The organism is Halobacillus sp. GSS1 (assembly GCF_017307035.1).
Lineage (GTDB): Bacteria > Bacillota > Bacilli > Bacillales > Halobacillaceae > Halobacillus > Halobacillus litoralis.
The window spans coordinates 43,596-59,800 of the sequence record NZ_JAFLHE010000003.1; the positions used below are offsets into that span (position 1 = coordinate 43,596).

The 16,205-nt window shown below is 43.3% G+C and carries 18 protein-coding genes; 9 read left to right on the forward strand and 9 right to left on the reverse strand.

The window, feature by feature from the left end; genetic code table 11:
* The first annotated feature begins 179 nt into the window (after nucleotides 1–179).
* From mnmE to J0K78_RS08760, 5 genes are all read left to right on the forward strand, one after another.
* The gene (gene mnmE / locus J0K78_RS08740) at nucleotides 180–1,556 is read left to right on the forward strand and encodes a tRNA uridine-5-carboxymethylaminomethyl(34) synthesis GTPase MnmE (protein ID WP_206946335.1); all 1,377 of its coding nucleotides are present in this window, start codon (nucleotides 180–182) and stop codon (nucleotides 1,554–1,556) included.
* A 49-nt stretch (nucleotides 1,557–1,605) separates the two neighbouring features.
* Complete coding sequence (gene mnmG / locus J0K78_RS08745; protein ID WP_206946336.1) at nucleotides 1,606–3,495, forward strand: tRNA uridine-5-carboxymethylaminomethyl(34) synthesis enzyme MnmG; 1,890 nt, start codon at nucleotides 1,606–1,608, stop codon at nucleotides 3,493–3,495.
* Nucleotides 3,496–3,512: 17 nt separating this feature from the next.
* Nucleotides 3,513–4,229: a 16S rRNA (guanine(527)-N(7))-methyltransferase RsmG gene (gene rsmG, locus J0K78_RS08750; protein ID WP_206946337.1), complete on the forward strand. Its 717-nt coding sequence runs from the start codon at nucleotides 3,513–3,515 to the stop codon at nucleotides 4,227–4,229.
* Nucleotides 4,230–4,300: 71 nt separating this feature from the next.
* On the forward strand, nucleotides 4,301–4,795 hold the full coding sequence (locus tag J0K78_RS08755) for a metallophosphoesterase family protein (protein ID WP_206946338.1): 495 nt from the start codon (nucleotides 4,301–4,303) through the stop codon (nucleotides 4,793–4,795).
* A gap of 110 nt (nucleotides 4,796–4,905) precedes the next feature.
* Nucleotides 4,906–5,667: an SDR family oxidoreductase gene (locus tag J0K78_RS08760; protein ID WP_206946339.1), complete on the forward strand. Its 762-nt coding sequence runs from the start codon at nucleotides 4,906–4,908 to the stop codon at nucleotides 5,665–5,667.
* A gap of 17 nt (nucleotides 5,668–5,684) precedes the next feature.
* On the opposite strand, the gene nei is transcribed toward J0K78_RS08760, so the two are convergent.
* The 5 genes from nei to J0K78_RS08785 form a co-directional block, all read right to left on the reverse strand.
* Complete coding sequence (gene nei, locus J0K78_RS08765; RefSeq protein ID WP_206946340.1) at nucleotides 5,685–6,518, reverse strand: endonuclease VIII; 834 nt, start codon at nucleotides 6,516–6,518, stop codon at nucleotides 5,685–5,687.
* An 18-nt stretch (nucleotides 6,519–6,536) separates the two neighbouring features.
* Nucleotides 6,537–7,406, reverse strand: coding sequence for an SDR family oxidoreductase (locus J0K78_RS08770; RefSeq protein ID WP_206946341.1), 870 nt, complete (start codon nucleotides 7,404–7,406; stop codon nucleotides 6,537–6,539).
* 94 nt (nucleotides 7,407–7,500) lie between these two features.
* Nucleotides 7,501–7,968 carry a hypothetical protein gene (locus tag J0K78_RS08775; protein ID WP_206946342.1) on the reverse strand — a complete coding sequence of 156 codons (468 nt, stop codon included), beginning with the start codon at nucleotides 7,966–7,968 and terminating at the stop codon, nucleotides 7,501–7,503.
* Between the two features lie 23 nt (nucleotides 7,969–7,991).
* On the reverse strand, nucleotides 7,992–8,978 hold the full coding sequence (locus tag J0K78_RS08780) for a DUF3231 family protein (RefSeq protein WP_206946343.1): 987 nt from the start codon (nucleotides 8,976–8,978) through the stop codon (nucleotides 7,992–7,994).
* A complete protein-coding gene (locus J0K78_RS08785) occupies nucleotides 8,950–9,180 on the reverse strand; it encodes a hypothetical protein (RefSeq protein ID WP_206946344.1) in 231 nt (76 codons plus the stop codon). Before J0K78_RS08785 ends, J0K78_RS08780 begins: the two co-directional genes overlap by 29 nt.
* Nucleotides 9,181–9,286: 106 nt before the next feature.
* Here J0K78_RS08785 and J0K78_RS08790 point away from each other — a divergent pair, with 106 nt between their 5' ends.
* Genes J0K78_RS08790 through J0K78_RS08800 form a run of 3 tightly spaced genes read left to right on the forward strand, consistent with a single transcriptional unit; the run spans nucleotide 9,287 to nucleotide 12,979 of the window.
* Nucleotides 9,287–10,798, forward strand: coding sequence for a spore germination protein (locus tag J0K78_RS08790; RefSeq protein ID WP_206946345.1), 1,512 nt, complete (start codon nucleotides 9,287–9,289; stop codon nucleotides 10,796–10,798).
* Entirely contained in the window at nucleotides 10,791–11,900 is a 1,110-nt protein-coding gene (locus tag J0K78_RS08795; protein WP_206946346.1) for a GerAB/ArcD/ProY family transporter, read from the forward strand. Before J0K78_RS08790 ends, J0K78_RS08795 begins: the two co-directional genes overlap by 8 nt.
* The gene (locus J0K78_RS08800; protein WP_206946347.1) at nucleotides 11,897–12,979 is read left to right on the forward strand and encodes a Ger(x)C family spore germination protein; all 1,083 of its coding nucleotides are present in this window, start codon (nucleotides 11,897–11,899) and stop codon (nucleotides 12,977–12,979) included. The genes J0K78_RS08795 and J0K78_RS08800 overlap by 4 nt, the downstream gene beginning before the upstream one ends.
* Before the next feature lie 114 nt (nucleotides 12,980–13,093).
* Here the strand turns inward: J0K78_RS08800 and J0K78_RS08805 are convergent, their stop codons facing one another.
* From J0K78_RS08805 to J0K78_RS08820, 4 genes are all read right to left on the reverse strand, one after another.
* The gene (locus J0K78_RS08805; protein WP_206946348.1) at nucleotides 13,094–13,597 is read right to left on the reverse strand and encodes a hypothetical protein; all 504 of its coding nucleotides are present in this window, start codon (nucleotides 13,595–13,597) and stop codon (nucleotides 13,094–13,096) included.
* On the reverse strand, nucleotides 13,594–14,067 hold the full coding sequence (locus J0K78_RS08810) for a hypothetical protein (protein WP_206946349.1): 474 nt from the start codon (nucleotides 14,065–14,067) through the stop codon (nucleotides 13,594–13,596). The genes J0K78_RS08805 and J0K78_RS08810 overlap by 4 nt, the downstream gene beginning before the upstream one ends.
* Before the next feature lie 151 nt (nucleotides 14,068–14,218).
* Nucleotides 14,219–15,247: a spore photoproduct lyase gene (splB, locus tag J0K78_RS08815; RefSeq protein ID WP_206946350.1), complete on the reverse strand. Its 1,029-nt coding sequence runs from the start codon at nucleotides 15,245–15,247 to the stop codon at nucleotides 14,219–14,221.
* Nucleotides 15,241–15,501, reverse strand: a complete 261-nt coding sequence (locus J0K78_RS08820) for a transcriptional regulator SplA domain-containing protein (RefSeq protein WP_160910502.1) — start codon at nucleotides 15,499–15,501, stop codon at nucleotides 15,241–15,243. The genes splB and J0K78_RS08820 overlap by 7 nt, the downstream gene beginning before the upstream one ends.
* A 169-nt stretch (nucleotides 15,502–15,670) precedes the next feature.
* Between J0K78_RS08820 and J0K78_RS08825 the strand changes: the two genes are divergently transcribed.
* On the forward strand, nucleotides 15,671–16,195 hold the full coding sequence (locus J0K78_RS08825; protein ID WP_160910503.1) for a GNAT family N-acetyltransferase: 525 nt from the start codon (nucleotides 15,671–15,673) through the stop codon (nucleotides 16,193–16,195).
* Nucleotides 16,196–16,205: the final 10 nt, after the last annotated feature.

Consider the following 16,205-nt stretch of genomic DNA (forward strand, 5'->3'; position numbering starts at 1 on the left):
AGAAAATGATAGGAAGAGTTATGCACATGTGGATAACTAAAAGGTGCAAAAAGAGGGAATATACGTGTTGATATCTTTTCAAAACACGTGGCGGTGTGGTAAGCTAGTTTGTTAGTGACATTAATAATATTCCTATTGTGGATAAATATAAATCAAAAATTTTCAGGAGGTGAGTGCGTGTGGAAACAGATACAATAACCGCTATTTCGACCCCGATGGGAGAAGGGGCGATTGCCATTGTGCGCTTAAGTGGACCAGAGGCCGTGACGATTGCTGCCAGCCTTTTCAAAGGGAAGGATTTGAATGAAGTCGATTCCCACACGATGCATTACGGAAAGATTATTGACCCTGAGACGGGCGAAATGGCGGAGGAAGTAATGGTATCTGTCATGCGTGCCCCGAAGACTTTTACGAGAGAAGATATTGTCGAGATCAACTGCCATGGCGGCCTCGTTTCGGTTAACCGATTGCTAGAGATTGTGCTGGCGAGTGGCGCCAGATTGGCTGAGCCCGGTGAATTTACGAAACGCGCGTTTTTGAATGGTCGTATCGATCTTTCCCAAGCGGAAGCAGTCATGGACTTGATTCGTGCAAAAACGGACAGGGCTATGGATGTCGCGTTGAAGCAGATGGATGGGCGATTATCGAACTTGATTCAGGATTTAAGACAAAAACTTCTGGAAACGCTCGCTCATGTGGAAGTGAATATCGACTATCCAGAGTATGATGACGTTGAAGAGATGTCGCATGAAATGATGGAAGAGAAAACAAAAGAAGTGCACGAAGAAGTTACTCGCATTCTGGAAACGGCGAAGCAAGGGAAGATATTAAGAGAGGGACTGGGTACGGCCATTATCGGCCGTCCTAACGTCGGTAAATCTTCATTGATGAACGCTCTTGTCCATGAAAATAAAGCGATTGTGACGGAAGTTCCAGGAACGACCCGTGATGTGATTGAGGAGTACGTCAATGTTCGCGGTGTTCCACTTCGTCTAGTAGATACAGCGGGGATCAGGGAGACAGAAGACATCGTGGAAAAAATCGGTGTTGAACGTTCGAGGCAAGTACTGAAAGAAGCTGACCTGATTCTGTTTGTGTTAAACTATGGGGATGAGCTGAGCGAAGAGGATCAAAAACTTTTTGAAGCCATCCGCGATATGAATATTATCGTGATTGTTAATAAAATGGATCTGGAACAACGCTTAGACCTTGATCAAGTGAAGGAATTGGCCGGGGATCACCCTGTGATTACAACATCCTTGATCCGTGAAGAAGGGATTGACCAATTGGAACAAGCGATTGGCGATACATTCTTTGAAGGAGATCTTGATGCCGGTGATATGACGTATGTTTCGAATGTCCGTCATGTTCAGTTATTAAAGCAGGCGAAACAAGCCCTTGAAGATGCCCAAAATGGTATGGAGATGGGAGTTCCGCTTGATGTCGTCCAGATCGATGTCACAAGAACGTGGGAGATTCTCGGGGAAATCGTCGGGGATACCGTTCACGAGAGCTTGATCGATCAGTTATTCTCGCAATTCTGCTTAGGAAAATAAACGTTCTGTTGAACGCTATTCATTATGATAAAAAAGGAGAGTCATCCGAATGACATATGATGCAGGGCATTATGATGTAATTGTTATTGGTGCTGGTCATGCCGGAGTAGAAGCAGGTCTTGCTGCCGCGCGCCGCGGAGCGAAAACGTTAATGCTGACTTTGAACCTCGACCTCGTTGCCTTTATGCCGTGTAACCCGTCCATTGGTGGTCCCGCAAAAGGGATTGTTGTACGTGAAGTTGATGCATTAGGCGGAGCTATGGGTCGAGTCATTGATAAAACCCACATCCAAATGCGCCTTTTGAACACAAGAAAAGGTCCTGCTGTGCGTGCGTTGCGTGCACAAGCAGACAAACCATTGTATATCAAAGAAATGAAGCGGGTTCTTGAGAATCAGGAGAACTTGACGCTTCGCCAGGCGATGGTTGAAAAAGTACTGGTGGAAGATAATCAGGTGAAAGGTGTCGTAACAGAAACGAAAGCAGCCTACTATGCTCCTACTGTAATTGTGACGACAGGTACTTTCATGCGGGGACGCGTCATCATTGGCGACTTGTCGTATGAAAGTGGCCCAAACAACCAACGTTCAACGGTTTCACTTTCTGAACAGCTGGAGGAAATGGGCATAGAAATGGTCCGTTTCAAAACCGGAACGCCGATGCGTGTTAACAGTCACACGATCGACTATTCCAAAACAGAAATTCAGCCGGGAGAAGAAGAACCACGCTCCTTTTCCTATGAAACGACAGAGTTCATCACCGATCAAATTCCGTGCTGGCTGACGTACACGAATGAAGATACACACAAAATCATTAACGATAACTTAGGGTTATCTGCGATGTATTCAGGAGCAATCAAAGGGACAGGGCCGCGATATTGTCCATCCATCGAAGATAAAATCGTTCGTTTCAATGACAAACCGCGTCACCAGATTTTCCTTGAGCCTGAAGGAAGAGATACAGAAGAAGTGTATGTCCAAGGTCTTTCCACTTCTCTTCCAGAATACGTGCAGAATGAAATGATGCGTACCGTTCCAGGTCTTGAAAAAGCGGAAATCATGCGTGCAGGGTATGCCATCGAGTATGATTCCGTTGTGCCGACACAGTTATGGCCGACACTTGAAACGAAGCAGATCGAAGGCCTGTTCACAGCTGGACAGCTTAACGGAACTTCCGGATACGAAGAAGCTGCCGGGCAAGGCTTGATGGCAGGAATCAACGCCGCTGCGAAAGCGCTCGACCTTGAACCATTAATCCTTGACCGTTCTCAAGGTTACATTGGCGTTATGATTGATGACCTTGTCACTAAGGGAACGGGTGAACCATATCGCCTTCTTACGTCACGCGCGGAATTCCGCTTGATGCTTCGTCACGATAATGCGGATCTTCGTCTCACAGAAATCGGCTATCAACTTGGTTTAATTCCTGAAGATCGTTATGAGCGTTTCAAGGAGAAGAAGCGCTTGATCGAAGAAGAGAAAAAGCGTCTCGACAAAGTCATTTTGAAAGAGACGGAAGAGGTTCAAGCTGTCATTGAAGAAGCGGGTGGATCGAAACTGAAAGACGCCATTCGTGCAACAGACTTACTGAAACGTCCGGAAATGAATTACAGTCACTTGGAACGCTTGACTCCAAGCGATGCTTCCCTGCCTGATGATGTTAAAGAGCAGGTGGAGATCCAGGTGAAATACAGCGGCTATATTAAAAAAGCTCTGGAACAAATCGACCGCATGAAAAAGATGGAGACGAAGAAAATTCCTGAGGATATCGATTATGATGCGATTCATGGTCTTGCGACAGAAGCCCGTGATCGTCTGAAATCCGTACGACCTCTATCTGTCGGGCAGGCCTCTCGTGTTTCAGGGGTCAATCCCGCGGACGTTTCCATCCTGCTTGTTTATATTGAACAAGGGAAAATCGCCCGCGTATCCGGGGAATAATTTGAAAGGATGGACTTATGAATATCAATACCTTTCTAAAAGCATTAGATGAACATGGCATAGAGCTTGACGATCACCAGCAGCGCCAGTTCGAGAAGTATTTTGAGATTCTCGTCGAGTGGAATGAAAAAATGAATCTTACGGCAATCACCGATCAGGAAGGCGTCTATTTGAAACACTTTTATGATTCTTTGACGGCAGCCTTCTACTATGACTTCAATCAACCGCTCCGTATTTGTGATGTCGGAGCGGGGGCCGGTTTTCCGAGCTTACCATTGAAAATCGTCTTCCCACAGTTAAAAGTGACGATTGTCGATTCTTTGAAAAAACGAATCACATTTTTGAACCACTTAGGCCACGAATTGGAGCTGGATGATGTCGCATTTTATCATGATCGTGCCGAGAATTTCGGGAAAAATGCGAATTTCCGTGAAAGTTATGACCTTGTGATGGCCCGCGCCGTTGCGCGAATGTCCGTCCTTAGTGAGTTATGTTTGCCCTTGGCTACGAAAGGCGGCAGATTCATGGCGATGAAAGGTCCGAACTTGAAAGATGAAATGGAAGACGCTAAAGCTGCTATTCAAATCGTCGGTGGGGAAGTTCTTGATGTTCACACGTTTGAATTGCCCGAAGAGGGCAGTGAGCGAAACATCGCCATCATTGAAAAAAGAAGAAAAACACCGAAGAAATACCCGAGAAAAGCGGGAACACCGAATAAAACACCGATTCAATAAATTGTTTGCCTCTCTGCCTAAGGGTAGAGAGGTTATTTTTTTAAGGAATAAGAGAAAGAGGAGGGGTAAGAATGGAAATCCTTGTGCTGTCAGATACTCATATGCCGAAAAAAGCAAAACAGCTTCCAAGACGTTTTATAAAAGAATTGAAGGATGTGGATGCCATCATTCATGCTGGAGATTGGAAGACTTTAGAGCTTTATGAAATGTTGAAAGACTATGCTCCCGTGTATGGAGTGTATGGCAATGTGGACGGAGAAGATATTCAAGACAAATTTCCGGCCAAACAAACACTGGAATGGAAAGGGTACCAGATTGGAATTGTCCATGGCCACGGAGATAAAAAGACGACGGAAAAGCGTGTACTGGAAGCTTTTCAAGAGGATCCCCCGGATGTGTTGATCTACGGACACTCTCATATCCCAGTTCTTCGTTATTTTAAAAAAACACTGCTTTTCAACCCTGGATCTTTGACGGATAAAAGGCGGTTACCTATGTATTCATTCGGAAGACTCACCTTATCGGAGGACGGCATCCATGCGGAACATATTTTCTTTCGTTCATAGTGAAAATAAATTTCATAAATTAATTTAAAATAATGAAAGGAATTTCCTTGTTATTATAGAATGGTATATAAGAGAATGTAAACGCTATCGTATCGTGAAAGGGGATTGGAATGTCAGAGAATTTATTTCGTTTAGATGGAAAAGTAGCGGCTGTAACCGGTGGAACTAGAGGGATTGGCCGTGCTGTGGCTATAGGCCTGGCTGAGGCTGGTGCCGATATTGCTCTGCTACAGAGGAACACCTCACAAGTAGACGTTAAGGAAGAAATTGAAGATCAGGGGCGAACTTGTCACATCATTCCGTGTGATTTAAATGATAAAGAGCAAGTGAAAGAGGGCATACCTCTCGTTGTGGAAGCATTCGGCCATGTAGATATTCTGGTGAATGCAGCAGGAATCCAGAGACGTTCGGATGCTGTTGATTTTTCTGAAGAGGACTGGGACGATGTTCTGAATATCAATCTGAAAACGACTTGGACCCTTTGTCAACAAGCGGGGCGCTATATGGTACCGAACAGAAGCGGGAAAATCATCAACTTTGCTTCCTTGTTGTCCTATCAGGGGGGGATTCGCGTACCCGCCTATGCGGCTTCTAAAGGTGGTGTTTCCCAGTTGACGAAAGCTCTATCGAATGAATGGGCGAAAGAAGGAGTCAATGTCAACAGTGTCGTTCCTGGCTACATCGCAACTGATATGAATACCGCGCTCATTCAGGATGAAGAGCGGAACAAGCAAATTCTTGATCGTATTCCAGCTGGTGACTGGGGCAAACCCGAAGACTTCATCGGTGCCGCTGTTTTTCTCGCTTCTGATGCTTCTCGTTATGTACACGGCCATCAGTTGGCGATTGATGGTGGCTGGTTAGGAAGATAAGAAAGATCCCGCTCCTATTAAGAAGGAGCGGGATTTTTTTGGCAGGTTGGACAGTAGTAACAGCGCCTGGAAGCAGCACGGAACTTAATGATTTCCGTTCCATCAATGCGACAGGGATTACCTTCCCTGTTGAAAACCCAATGTCGATACTCGTACCGCTTTTTGCCTTCTTTTTTTAACTTTTCTGCAAGGGCTGGATCGTTGGTGATGCCTTTGTTCTCATACGAACGCCACATCAAGTCGATACAAGCTTTTGCTGCACGATAAAGTTGGTCATCTGTGCAATCGATCGGTCTTACAAATGGGGAAATACCAGCAACAAATAGAATTTCACTGCGTAAGTAATTACCGATCCCTCCGATGAAGGATTGATCGAGCAATAAAGACGTCCATTTCCTTCGTTGGAATCTCTTTTCCTGAAAACGTGCAAAAAGATCGTCAGGATTCACCTCTTCACTTAAGAGATCAGGTCCTACTTTTGAAAGAAAAGGGTGATCTTCCTCTTCGCCGTCTTTGAGCACTTCAATATCGGAAGCACTGTAAAGGAGGGCTGACTTCTTTTCATTATGAATGGCCATCCGCAATTGCCGGTTCGTTTTCGGGTAGTTATAAGCGTTTCTAATGTACCACTTTCCGTATAATTGGTTGTGTGAATAAATAACCAGGTCATTGTTGAAGCGGATAAGCATCGCTTTTCCCTTAGTGTCGACGCTTGTCACCGTGGCCCCGCGCAAAATTTCTTGATACCCTTGTAAATCCTCAAAGGCAAAATGGATATCGAGGACGGTTTTGTTCTTTAATGCTCTTTCTACGGAATCTGCTGCACGTCTGATTTCTGGTCCTTCTGGCATCTGTTTCTTTCCTTTCGATCAGCTGGATGTAAACATTCCACCATTGATATGGATAACCTGGCCTGTCATATAGGTGGAATCGTCGGAGGCAAGCAGAACATAGCTTCCAACGTGCTCTACCGGTTGTCCTGGACGTCCCATCGGTGTGTTAGTACCGAATTCTTCGACTTTATCTTCTGGGAATGTAGCTGGAATGAGCGGGGTCCAAATCGGACCTGGAGCAATTCCATTCACACGGATCCCCTTGTTCACTAATTGCTTGGCCATGGAGCGGGTAAACGCGACAACTGCTCCTTTTGTTGCTGTGTAATCGACAAGTTCAGGGTTCCCGACATAGGGATTGACCGAAGCAGTATTGATAATCGCACTTCCCTGTCTCAAATGAGGAATAGCCGCTTTTGTAAGATGGAACATAGAGAAAATGTTCGTCCGGAAGGTACTCTCTAATTGTTCGGTTGATATATTTAACAAATCATCCGTTGGGTGCTGTTCAGCAGCATTATTGACGAGAATATCTAATTGACCGAGCTCATTCACCGTGCGTTCAACCGCTGTTTTACATATTTCTTCATCCCCTACGTCTCCAGGAATCAAGATGGCACGGCGTCCTTCCTCTTCAATTTTCTTCTTCGTATACTCAGCATCATCATGCTCCTCTAAGTAGGAAATGGCAACATCGGCACCTTCTTTTGCATAGCCAATGGCTACCGATCTTCCAATGCCACTGTCCCCACCTGTAATTAATGCGACTTTTCCACCTAATTTATTACCACTCTTGTAGTCCTCGTCTGCTTGTAAGGGAGAGGGATGCATCTCTTTCTCCTTGCCCGGCTGTATGGATTGTTCTTGTCCTGGTTGACCATCTGTTTGGCGTTGTTCTCTATTCATAAATGAAGTCCTCCTCAAATCATGTTTGTTTGGTGTCATTCCACCATTTTGGAAAAACCAAACAAACATAACAAAAACCCCTTCATGGTAAGAGTTATGAGGGGGTTCTGGAAGAGCGTAATAATAATGATCTTACGAAGAGTCCAAGGATAATTCCTGGCAGCAGGAATAGAATGGGCAGCCAAACCGGTCCAATTAAAACTCCTCCTACCTTAAACAGAGGAGAATAGATCAACCCAATGGTTACGGAATAGGCACAAAATGCAAAAGGAACAAAAGTATAAGGGGGACATTCCCCATCGGCCTGACAATAAGCATCCCAGACTGCGAACATGTACACACAAGGGTAGAACATGAGCCATTGATAGTCCGTCACTTCAATGGCTTTTTCTATATTTCCGTGAAAACTATGGACAATGGCCATGTTGAAAGAGCTGTTCACGTTGAGAATCACTTCTAAAAGGATGAAGGATAACCCCTTGATGACCTGCCCGTTCAATAGCTGACCGAATCCCGGAAAGGCAATGCTCCATAATAAAATTTCCAGTCGTTTTTCTTTCATATCGATTCCTCTTCCGCTAAAAATTATTGGATGAGTTTCTCTCTGTCTGGAGCTTGAGGGGGTTCTTCAAACCATCCATTGTGGATCATGATATCCAGACCGTCTTTAGAATAGATCGCTGTATCTAAGATCAACCTCTGATAGGTAAATACGATATCGTAGCGGAGGCTGACAGATGAACTGGTGGCGTAATTTCCTTGTCCAGCTGAAGCAAGAACGCTGATTAAATACATCATCAGTCGGTCAGAAAAGACAGGGTCTGTGTGGGTGGTCAAGAAGTTCGCAGATACCATTGGTGTCATGATGCCGGACTGGTCCAAAAGGTCTGAGAATAATTTGCGATGTTTAATCGACATTTTCTTCCCTTGTTTCATGTGCTCTTTGACCGTTTTGTTTTTACTTGTCTGAGCAAATCCTTGACATAACACTTCCCCGATTGTGTTATTTTTTATGTTTTCATACAAGTGGGTGATTTCCATTGCGTTCAAAGAACGTTTACTGAAAGGGTGATAGTAGCTTTTCGATTCAATGTACTCGGTTTCATTTTTGATAGCAATTTGAGGGGGCCTTGTATAAATACCTTTATCAAGTCCGATGTTCACACACTCGTGAAAAAGATGGTCCTGCTTGCGTATTCGTTCACTGAAGAAATTCCGAACATCTTCTCTGGAAGAGGCTCCTAAAGAAAAACCATCGGAAGTAAGCCCTGCCTGCCCCATATGTTCTAAAAAGGTTAACATGAATGAATCCGTAAAAAGTTTTGGTGCATTCGGATTCAGGTCATCCATAGAATAACCGTTGGGAATGGGAAGTTCTGCTTCCTCAAAGAAACGATGGCAATCGTTCACTCCCTGTTCCGCAATTTCCCTTGCCAGACTAATTAAAGGTTGGATTTCTTCATCCCTGTGGGTGAGTTGAAAATGTTCCAGAACAGGGATGGCCATACTGTTCTGAATATATTGTGTCCATAATAGACCTATTTCATTGGCTGTCAGTGTTTTTTGGGACATATTGATTCCCCTCCTGTGGTGATGGTGGCGGTTCTAGTTTACTTTCTTTTACTTCTTCCTTGTACAGCAGATACCCCGGTAAACAAACCAGGTTCACAAGGAAGATGTAAATCAGCAATTTAGCTAACCAGTCGATGACGAACAACGTTGATATAAACACTAAGGCAACGATGAATAATGGCGATACATAGGCGTAAATCATGGTTCGTCCTCCTTGTCTCTTTTATACTTTCCGTCCAGGTATAAATTATTACGAAAAGAGGATGATAGGAGAAAGTAGTCAGATTTTGATTAAAAGGGAGTTCGTTATGTGGAAATGGAAGCGGAAAAATAAAAAGGAGCCACAAAATCAACAAAACCAAAAAAAGCAGAACGGTACTCTTTCTGAATTTCTTCAAGCAATGCAACAATCGGAGGATTTTGTCCATTACCAGTTAAGTGGAAATACGAGATGCACAATTTCGTATTTGAAAACGATGTGTGATTCGAAGATATTGAATCGAAGTGTGTTAACGACATTGAATGAAGAGTCCTTGCACACATTAGAAGAGATGAAGGAAAGAATTCCAGTGGAGAACGTTCGAGTGACATCTAAACTCGATCTAATACAAGAGAAAGTCATGTTTGGTTACATCATGATTCAGATGCATGAAACCGATGAGGAAGTAGTTCTTATTCCTTCCATTTCTTTAGAATCAAGAGATGTCAGCATACCTGAAGTTGAATTCAGTGTGGTAGGACCTAAAGAGGCGTTTGTAGAGACGCTGAACACGAACATTAATCTCATTAGAAAACGTCTACCTTTACCGCAGTTAACGATAAAAGAAATGAATATTGGCAAAGTATCAAAAACGCGTGTATGTGTGATCTATATTGATGGGATTGTAAACCAGGACAATGTAGAAACCGTTGAACAGAGGTTGAAAGGAATTGAAATTGATCACTTGACGGATAGTTCCTTTATAACCCAGATCATTGCTGATAATTCCAATTCCCCTTTCCCTCAGTTGCTGGATACTGAGAGGCCTGATAGGGTTGTTTCGAACTTAGTTGAAGGAAAAGTTGCCATTCTTGTCGAAGGCTCCCCCCATGCTTTAACCTGTCCGACAACGGTTGTCGAATTCTTTGGGGCGTCTGATGACTATTTCCTCCCCTGGCACTTAGCGACCGCTTTCCGTTTGATTCGTTTATTTGCTGTCATTTTTTCCGTTTTAAGTACACCTTTATATGTAGCGGTCCTCACGTACCATCACGAAATGATACCAGCTGCACTCATGGCAACAATCGTTTCGTCCCGTTCGGATATTCCGTTTCCACCGATACTGGAAGTGATTGTTCTTGAATTGACGATTGAATTATTACGTGAAGCAGGAGCCAGACTTCCGACGAAAATCGGTCAAACGATCGGTATCGTAGGAGGTATCGTTATTGGTACAGCAGCAGTAGACGCGGGACTTACGAGTAATGTGCTATTGATTATCGTCGCCCTTAGTGCCCTGGCTTCCTTTACGACCCCTGTTTACCAAATTGGTAACACCATTCGGTTGATCCGCTTTCCATTTATCATTGGTGCACAGCTATGGGGGCTTATAGGGGTTTCGATGTGTATGGTCTTTTTTATTGGTCATCTCATTAAATTACAATCCATCGGGCGTCCTTTTTTCGAACCGCTTTATCCGCTTAGAATCAAAGATTTGAAGGATGCTTTTATCCGTCTGCCTTTCAACAAGCAGACGGAGCGGCCGGTTCTCATGAGGACAGAAGATCCACAACGGATGAATCCATCACGAGTGAACGCGAAGAGGGATATCGATGAATAAGTTGAACAACAGCCAAGGATTAAATATACCTGAGAATTACTTAGTCACACCTGCCTATGTCTTCTTTCTGATTCATAGCATGCAGGTGGGTGTCGGAATTCTCGGTTTTGAAAAGTACTTAGTAGAAAAAGCAGGATTTGATGCATGGGTTGCTGTATTGATTGCGGGTGGTATCTTACATGTGATCCTTTGGATGATCTATCGACTTCTTCAAAATGGAGGAGGCGATATTGTCGAAATCCATAAGAAGATTTTTGGTAAATACGTAGGAGGTTTTTTAAGCCTCCTCTTTTGTGCTTATTTCACTCTGCTCGCCTTCACCGTGATTATTACATTCATAGAAGTCATTAGAGTCTGGGTATTCCCCGGGCTTCACGTATGGGTATTCGCCTTTGTACTCCTGCTTCTTGTGTATTATCTGGTCAGCGGGGGGTTCCGGGTGATTACGGGGGTTTGCTTGATCAGCGTCATTATTGGACTACCAATTCTGCTGCTTAAATATTTCCCTGTAGAAGCTGGTCACACCATGAACATCTATCCAGTGATCAGTCATAGTGTTCCAGACATATTAGCTGCAACGAAAAATAGTATTCTCAGCTTTATAGGCCTGGAATTCCTCTTGATTTACTATCCTTTTATCAAAGACCCGCAAAAATCCAAGAAATGGGCTCATTATGGAGTATTTTACACGACGATGATTTATTTAATCAGTGTCCTTGTGACGTTCGTTTATTATAGTGAAGAGCAATTGAAGCAAGTGGTATGGGGTACGATTTCCGCGTGGAAAATTGTCGAATTTCCTTTTATTGAACGGTTTGAATTCGTAGGGATAGCCATGTGGCTTTATGTCGTCCTTCCGAATATATGTCTGGGATTATGGGGAGCTACCAGAATTCCAAAGCGAGTATTCAATGTGAAGCAGAAATATTTGGTCATTATTTTCTGTATCGCCCTCTATTTCCCTGCTGTCCTAATCGATGCGCGGCCGATGATTGATTCTGTGAATAACTGGTCGGGACAACTTGGTTTATACGTCCTGCTATATATCCCTGTGTTATTAATTCTCAAGACGATTACAGATAAAGTGAGGAAACGGACATGAAAAAACAATGGCTTTTTCTTATGATGGTGTCTGTTGTACTTTTGAACGGGTGTATGCCAAGCAGGAGCGTGGAGGAGAACGCGATTGTTCAAATTGTCGGATACGATGCAGGAGAGGAAGAACGACTTCAGGGGACAGTATCCATTCCTCAATACGGAAAGAGCGAAGATAAGCAGGCAGCTTCGGAACTCTATTTAACGGTTCAAGCTGATTCAACCAAAGATGTAGAAGTAGAAATACAGAAGCAATCTTCAAGACCTATATCAATCGGGAAATTGGCTGTCACATTATATAGCAAAGAACTAGCAGAAAATGATCTGGCTGATTTTATCGATGTCCTTAGTCGAGATCCCAGGCTAAGCAGAAATATGTTCTTAGGAGTTGCGGAAGGCTCTTCTAAGGACTTAATTGAAGGTGGGTACACTCAGGATGAGACGACCTCGAAGCATTTGCAGGGGCTCATTGAAAATAATACCCTCTACAATTTTCCATCGACAAGCCTGCATGATTTCTTATATGCGTATTATGCGCAGGGAATGGATCCATTCCTTCCACTATTGAAAAAACACGAAACCTTTGTCGAACTTTCCGGAGTTGGCTTCTTTAAAAGAGGAGTACTTGTCGCTGAGATACCCGATTCTGCTATTTTTACATTTAAAATGTTAAAAGAAAATTTTATTAAAGGGATGCAGGAAATCCCGTTTGAAGGGGGCGTGATCATGATGGAAAACATCGGGTCAAATGTTGACTACAGTCTATCAGGACCCACCGACAATCCGCAGTTTGACATCAAAGTCAAGTTAAAAGCCGAAGTAAATGAAATGTCCGGGATTAAACGCGATGCGTCTCCCGAATTAGCGAGAGAAATGGAAGAGAAATTCGCTGAGTTTTTTAACAAGGAAGGAAATGAATTGATTTCTTTGTTTAAGGAAAAAGGGGTGGACCCGCTGGGACTTGGGAATTTTGCCAAGACGAGGAGGGGGGATTTTGACCTTACGCAATGGCGGGATAACTATTCGGAGCTTGAGGTTAATGTGAAAGTGGATATAGAAATTAATGAATACGGAATCTTCTCCTGAGACTTTATCCTCTCCGAGAAAAAAGGAAGGTCACCCTAAAAAAGAAGGGTGACCTTTCGTGTTGAGAAATGGAAAAGAAAAAAATTTTCGCCTTGGAGATTAAATTCAGGGGTTTCAGATTTTTTTCAAAACCTGAACGCCTGATTGGATAAGCTCATAATAGAGCGCTGTAAACGTCTGAGTCGTTAAAAAGACTGCGAAAGAAAAACTGATTCTATAGCCGTTTTGGAATTCAACAATCCCAAGCTTTGTAAACACCCACTGCATACTGACTCCAACGATGACCCAGAGAAGAATATAGAAAATAAACGTTTTTTTATGGATGTTGAACATGTCATAGAAATAAATGAAAAAATAACTGAATGGTGCGAAAATCAAGTAATAGCATAAGTCGAACAATTCATAGTGATTCGTATCATTCAACGTGAAAAAATCAATGAGCCCTCCACCTATGGTAAAGTCGAAGAACACCCCGATTGTAAAACCCAGGAGCATTAACAGCCAGGTGATCTCCCGTTTGAATTTAAAAGGGAGGATAAAAAAGAGGGTGTAGGCAAGAGTGAGGAGTATTAAAATGGTTATTTCATTTTTATCGAAGGTCTGCCAAAGGAAGTTCACGAGTGCTTCACCTCATTGTGCGTTGTTTTCCTAATTAATTTCCATACACCGATGCTGAAAAAGTGGAGAAATACATAGTAAATAGCATCAAAACCCAGACTCCATTCTTTGTAAGTAGAAATATCAAGGACCCTGGATAGAATGGTAAGTAAAAGTAAGCAAATCACGGAAGCAGTGAAAATTACTCCCTTTTTCATCGCAGATGATGAATGATCGTATAAATTCAGTTGAACCATCAAAAGAGTAGGGATAATTATACTCCGAAAAATTAAAAAGCCGGCGTAATTTGCAGGGTCCTCTGTAATTTTCACATACTTTAGCTCTTCGTTAATGATCCACGTCCAGTTAATGCTGATGACACTTGTGGTTAAAAATATAAATGAATTTTCTATGATCGTTAATCGCTTCGGGATGATCGTGAAGATACTTATAATCAGCCACGCAGACACAAAAAAAACGGTAAAAGCCATACGAACCCTCCTTTTCATCTCCCTCTATTGTTTGTGTTCTGCACTGAAAATATTCCCTGGGAATGGCACCTCTTACAAGTTTTAAAGAAAGGTCAGGAATAGGGAGTATTTTGAGAAATGAAAAACTCAGAGCCATGCTCTGAGTTTTGTTTCACGTGAAATATTCGAGACTTGCCTCAGGAAAGTATTGATTGATGTATCCGCCTAGTACGTTCTTCATTTCTTCTTGTTCATCTTTTTGATAAACGTACTTTCCTATGCCATATTTGCCCCACTTGTATTTGCGTTTTTCCTCATCCATTTCCAATTTTGTCATCGGATAATTCTTTTGGATGACGCGCTTCGCCGGTTTTGTAAAGCGGTGTTGAATCAATTCAAAGGTTAAATCCTTCGTAGCATAGTCCGGCAATTTGTCCTGAAGCTTTTCAAAAAGGATACGGTATCCTTCTTTCCAATCCTCGTACAAATAAATTGGTGCAATGATGAACCCAAGAGGGTAGCCGGCTTTTGCGACTTTCGCAGCAGCCTCAATCCGCTCATCTAAACGGGACGTGCCAGGTTCTAAGTATTTGATGACATAATCTGCATTCATGCTGAAGCGAAATCTTGTTCTTCCGTTGTGTTTGGCGTCGAGCAGATGGTCGACATGCGCGAATTTCGTTACAAAACGAAGTCGTCCGTGTTCTGATTCTCCAAAGTATTCAATCGCCCGCTTCAACGAGTGGGTTAAGTGATCGACTCCAACGATATCGGATGTACAGGAGGCCTCAAAGCGGGTCTCTTCCGGCGCACGCTCCTTCATATATTGTTCAGCCGCATCAAACACTTCCTCGACATTCACATACGTACGAATATAAGGCTTGCTGCCCATCGTGGTTTGCAGATAACAATAGTGGCAATGCCCCATGCACCCTGTTGCAAGAGGAATGGCATACTCCGCAGAGGGTTTCGATGTATCGAATTTAAGCGTTTTTCTTACCCCGACCACAAGTGTGGATTTCGCCATCCGGTATTTTTGAAAATCATTTTCCCCAGGAAGGTTGCGCACCTGATTGTGCGAGGTGGTCTCCCTGATTTCTATTCCCAAACCTTCGAATTTTTCTTTTAATTCCCGACCTAAAGGGTATTCAAGAGCTCTTGGTTCGATATAGACAAGTTCTGGCATGAATGGTTTTACCACAGCTCACCCTCCGATTCTACTCCCCCACCAAAGGCATCGTAGTACGCGCGTTCCGCTTCCCCTTCGGAGGCATATATTGCGATATTTTCATCCAGCGGAAAATAGGTTTCATATAAAAACAAAGCCAATTCTCCTGGTTGTTCAGGGTTATTTACAACAGCAGCTTCTTGCACATTGGCTACATCATACGTGTGTGGGTTTCTGTAAACCACGTAAACGATGTCGCCTGCTTTATAGTTTTGTTGTAGATCCATCCGATCACCTGCTTTTCATATTTTTGGGTTCCATTTGTCCCTTTTAGTTTTTCATCTAATCGTGCTCATTTTTCCACAAATGCCGACTTTTATTACGACTTTATTTGTAAAAAAGGATTATCCCATATGAAACTAGAAGTACATTCTATATCCAAAGAGGAGGGTGGAAATGGAGCTGCATACAGAGAGACTTTGTTTGAGACCTTACACGAATGATTTAGCAGAACGGGTGGTTGAATTAGCAGGAGATGAAGCCGTGGCGGCGACCACTTTTGTTCCCCATCCTTATACGCTTGAAGTGGCTGAAGAATGGATAGCCCTACATAAGGATTGGATTGAAAAAGGAACGGCGTACCCTTTGGCAATGATCGTAAAGGAGTCCAATGTCCTTGTGGGTACGATGACTTTAAGAATCGATGGAAAACACCACAAAGGGGAACTCGCTTACTGGGTTGGGAAACCTTATTGGAACCAGGGATATGCGACAGAAGCGGCAATCCGGGTAGTGGACTTCGGTTTTGGAGAATTGAAGTTGAATCGAATATGGTCGGCAGCTATCACTTCCAACCCGGGCTCGACCAAAGTCATGCAAAAAGCCGGTCTGAGCTATGAGGGAACGTTAAAGCAGGACATCTATCATTGGGGAGAATACAAAGACCTTGATGTGTATGGAAGAATCAATAATAATGGATAGGTTTCATGTG